Genomic DNA, 4,071 nt, shown 5'->3' with positions numbered 1-4,071 from the left:
TCTTGATCACGCCGGCCACGCCCGCCGCCGCCTGCGTGTGCCCGATGTTGGACTTCAGCGAACCCAGCCACAGCGGCTGGTCCGCGTCGCGGCCCTGCCCGTACGTCGCCAGGACGGCCTGGGCCTCGATCGGGTCACCGAGGGCGGTGCCCGTGCCATGGCCCTCCACCACGTCCACGTCGGAGGCGGAGATCCCGGCGCTGGCCAGCGCCCCGCGGATGACGCGCTGCTGGGACGGACCGTTGGGGGCGGTCAGACCGTTCGAAGCCCCGTCCTGGTTGACGGCGCTGCCGCGCAGCACCGCCAACACCCGGTGTCCGCGTTCCCGCGCCACCGACAGGCGCTCCAGCACGACCACGCCCACGCCCTCGGCCCAGCCCGTGCCGTCGGCCGCGTCGGCGAACGCCTTGCAGCGGCCGTCGGCGGCCAGGCCCTTCTGCCGGGAGAACTCGGCGAAGACGCCCGGGCTGGCCAGGACGGTAGCGCCGCCGGCCAGGGCCATGGAGCACTCGCCCTGCCGGAGCGACTGCGCCGCCAGGTGCATGGCCACCAGGGACGAGGAGCACGCCGTGTCCACGGACACCGCCGGGCCCTCGAAACCGAGTACGTAGGAGACCCGGCCGGACGCCACGCTCGTGGAGCCGCCCGTGCCGGCGAAGCCCTCGATCTCGGGCGTGACCATGCTGGCGCCCGGGGCGACGTAGCCCTGGCCGAACACCCCGGAGAACACGCCGACGTCGGCGCCCTTCAGCGAGACGGGGTCGATGCCGGCCCGCTCCAGTGCCTCCCACGATGTCTCCAGCAGCAGCCGCTGCTGCGGGTCCATCGCGAGCGCCTCGCGCGGGGAGATCCCGAAGAACCCGGCGTCGAACAGGCCCGCCTCGTGGAGGAACCCGCCCTGGTCGACGTACGAGGTGCCCGCACGGTCGGGGTCGGGGTCGAACAGGCCCTCCAGGTCCCAGCCGCGGTCCTCGGGGAATCCGGAGACGGCGTCCCGGCCCTCGGACACCAGCCGCCACAGGTCCTCCGGACCGGCCACCCCGCCGGGCAGCCGGCAGGCCATGCCGACGATGGCGATCGGTTCACGGGAGGCGTCGCGGAGCCGACGGTTCTGCTTCTTCAGCGAGCCGACTTCTTCCAGCGACTTCCTGAGCGCCTCGACGACCTTCTCGTAGGACGCACTCACGTTGAATTCCCCATTCTTTCAGCGGTTTCGAAGGTGTTCATTCGCCGAGCGCCAGGTGGACGAGATCGTCAACGTCCAGCTCGGCGATGGCCCTCTCTTCATCGGCCGTGTCGATACCGCCGATCTCCGGTGCGCCGTCGGCCTGGGCGATCAGCCCGACCAGGGCGTCCATCAGTCCTGCCTCCCGGAACCGGGCGAGCGGGACGGACGCGAGCGCGTGCCTCAGCCGTGCCTCGTCCACGTCCGGTGCGCCCGCGTCGCCGCTCTCCGGGAGCAGTGCGTCGTGCAGGTGTGCGGCGAGGGTCTGCGGGCTCGGGTAGTCGAAGACGAGCGTCGCCGGGAGCTTCAGGCCCGTCGCGTCGCGCAGCCGGTTGCGCAGTTCCACCGCGGTGAGCGAGTCGAACCCGGCGTCCTTGAAGGCCAGGTCCGTCCGGACGCGCTCCGGTCCGGAGTGGCCCAGGACGGCTGCCACCTGCGTGCGGACCAGGTCGAGCAGGAGCTTCTTCCGCTCGGGGGCGGGCAGTGCGGCCAGCCGGTCGTGCAGCTGCCGGCCCTCGTCGGCCGCGGCCGCCGTGTGCGCCTGCTGCCGGCCGGCCTTGACGAGTCCGCGCAGCATGTGCGGCACGCCGCCACCCGCCGCCGCGTCGGCCCGTACCGCGCGCAGGTCCAGCCGGGCGGGGACCAGCAGCGCCTGACCGGCTCCGATGGAGGCGTCGAAGAGTTCCATGCCCTCCGCCGGGGTCATCGCCCGCAGGCCGCCGCGCCGGTTCATCCGGTTGCGGGTGAGGTCGTCGGTGTTGGCGGCCATGCCGTCGGTCTGGTCCCACAGGCCCCAGGCCAGGGAGAGGCCCGGCAGGCCGGCGGCCCGCCGGTGTGCCATCAGGCCGTCGAGGAAGGCGTTGGCGGCGGCGTAACTGCCGCTGCCGGCGCCCATGAAGACGGCGGAGACCGAGGAGTAGACGACGAACGCGTCCAGGTCCAGGCCCCGCGTCAGCTCGTCCAGGTGCCGTACGGCGTCCACCTTCGGCGGGAAGACGCCGGCCAGCCGTTCGGGGGTGAGCGCCTCGATCACGCCGGCGTCGATGAGGCCCGCGGTGTGGATGATCCCGGTGAGGGGGTGCTCGGCCGGCACGGACGCCAGGAGCGCTTCGGCCTGGGCCCGGTCGGAGACGTCACAGGCCACCACCGAGACGGTGGCGCCCCGTTCGGTCAGCTCGGCGGCCAGTTCCCGGACGCCTTCGGCCTGCGGGCCGCGACGGCTCGCCAGCAGCAGGTGCCGTACGCCGTGGACGGAGACGAGACGGCGGGCCGCCAGGGAGCCGAGCGAACCGGTGCCGCCGGTGATCAGGACGGTGCCCCCGGGCTTGAACACGGCCGGGGCCTCCGTGGCCCGGCCCTCCGCACGGGTCAGCCTCGGGACGGTCAGGGTGGTGCCGCGGACCGCGACCTGGGGCTCTCCGCAGGCCAACGCCGCGCCGAGGACCGGATCCGGCCCGTCCTCGGCGGCGGGGTCGGTGTCCAGCAGGACGATCCGGTCCGGGTTCTCCGCCTGCGCGGCCCGTACGAGACCCCACACCGCCGACCCGGCCGGGTCGGTCACCGCACCGCTCTCCCCGGCCGGCACCGCACCCCGGGTGGCCACGACCAGCCGGGACTCCTCCAGACCGGTGCCCGCCAGCCACGCCTGGACGACCCCCAGCACACGGGAGGTCAGCTCCAGCGCGGAGCCCGACCCGCCGACGGCCTCCAGGACCGCGACGGCGGGCGCCGCCGCCCCGTCGGCCGCCAGGGCCGTGACATCGTCGGCGGTGGCCACCGGAGCCCAGGACACGGGTTCTCCCCCGGCCGCGGCCGTCTCCGTCCACTCCACCTCGAAGAGGGAGGTGGCGGCCGCCGTGCCCGCTGCCGCGCCCACCTGCTCGACGGACACGGGACGCAGGGCCAGCGAGTCCACCGTCAGCACCGGGCCGCCGGTCTCGTCGGCGGCTTCCACGGAGACCGCGCCGGGTCCCGCGGGAGCGAGCCGCACCCGCAGCGCAGAAGCGCCCGCGGCGTGCAGGACCAGCCCGTTCCAGTCGAGCGGCTGGCGGAGTTCCGGCGTGTCGGCCCCGCCGAACGTCTCGACGTGCAGGGCGGCTTCGAGCAGCGCGGGGTGCAGACCGTACGCACCGGCCCCGCCCCGCTGCTCCTCGGTGAGGGCGACCTCGGCGAACAGCTCCTCCCCGCGCCGCCAGAGCGCGCGCACGCCCTGGAACGCGGGCCCGTAGCCGTATCCGCGGCCGGAGAGCTCCCCGTAGAAGTCGCCGGCCTCGACGGGCCGGGCGCCGGCGGGCGGCCAGGCGGCGAAGTCGAAGTCCGTGGCCCGCGGCGCCGGGGCCGAGGACAGGACGCCGGTGGCGTGCCGCGTCCACCCGGCCCCCTCGGCCGCGTCCTCGCGCAGCGAGTACACCTCCACCGTGCGCGCACCGTTCTCGGCGGGCGCGCCGACCGCGACCTGGACCCGGACGCCGCCGTGCTCGGGCAGCGCGAGCGGCGTCTCGATCAGCAGCTCCTCCAGCTCCCCGCACCCGGCCTCGTCGCCGGCCCGTACGGCGAGCTCCACCAGGGCGGCGGAGGGAACGAGGGCCACGCCGCCGATCCGGTGGTCGGCGAGCCAGGCGTGCGTGCGCAGGGAGAGCCGCGAGGTGAAGACCAGGCCGTCGGACTGCGGCAGCTGGACGACCGCGCCGAGCAGCGGGTGGTCGGCCTCGGCCTGCCCGAGCGAGGCCGCGTCGGTGGCCGCGTCGGACGTCCGGAGCCAGTAGGGGTGGTGGTCGAAGGCGTACGTGGGCAGCTCCACGCGCGCGGTGGCGGCGGGCAGGAGCGCGGCCCAGTCCACGGCCACG

At 75.1% G+C, this 4,071-nt stretch carries 2 protein-coding genes; both read right to left on the bottom strand.

All coding sequences use genetic code 11. The features are described from left to right. On the bottom strand, positions 1-1,186 hold a 1,186-nt coding region (locus WDV06_RS36425), incomplete at its 3' end, for a beta-ketoacyl synthase N-terminal-like domain-containing protein (RefSeq protein ID WP_395514090.1). A 37-nt stretch (positions 1,187-1,223) separates the two neighbouring features. Then, a partial coding sequence (locus WDV06_RS36420; protein WP_395514089.1) for a type I polyketide synthase occupies positions 1,224-4,071 on the bottom strand: 2,848 nt, incomplete at its 5' end.

The organism is Streptomyces racemochromogenes (assembly GCF_044129415.1).
In the GTDB taxonomy this organism is placed as follows: domain Bacteria; phylum Actinomycetota; class Actinomycetes; order Streptomycetales; family Streptomycetaceae; genus Streptomyces; species Streptomyces racemochromogenes_A.
The sequence above is the reverse complement of the archived record's forward strand: the minus strand, read 5'-3'. Positions and strand labels throughout refer to the sequence as shown.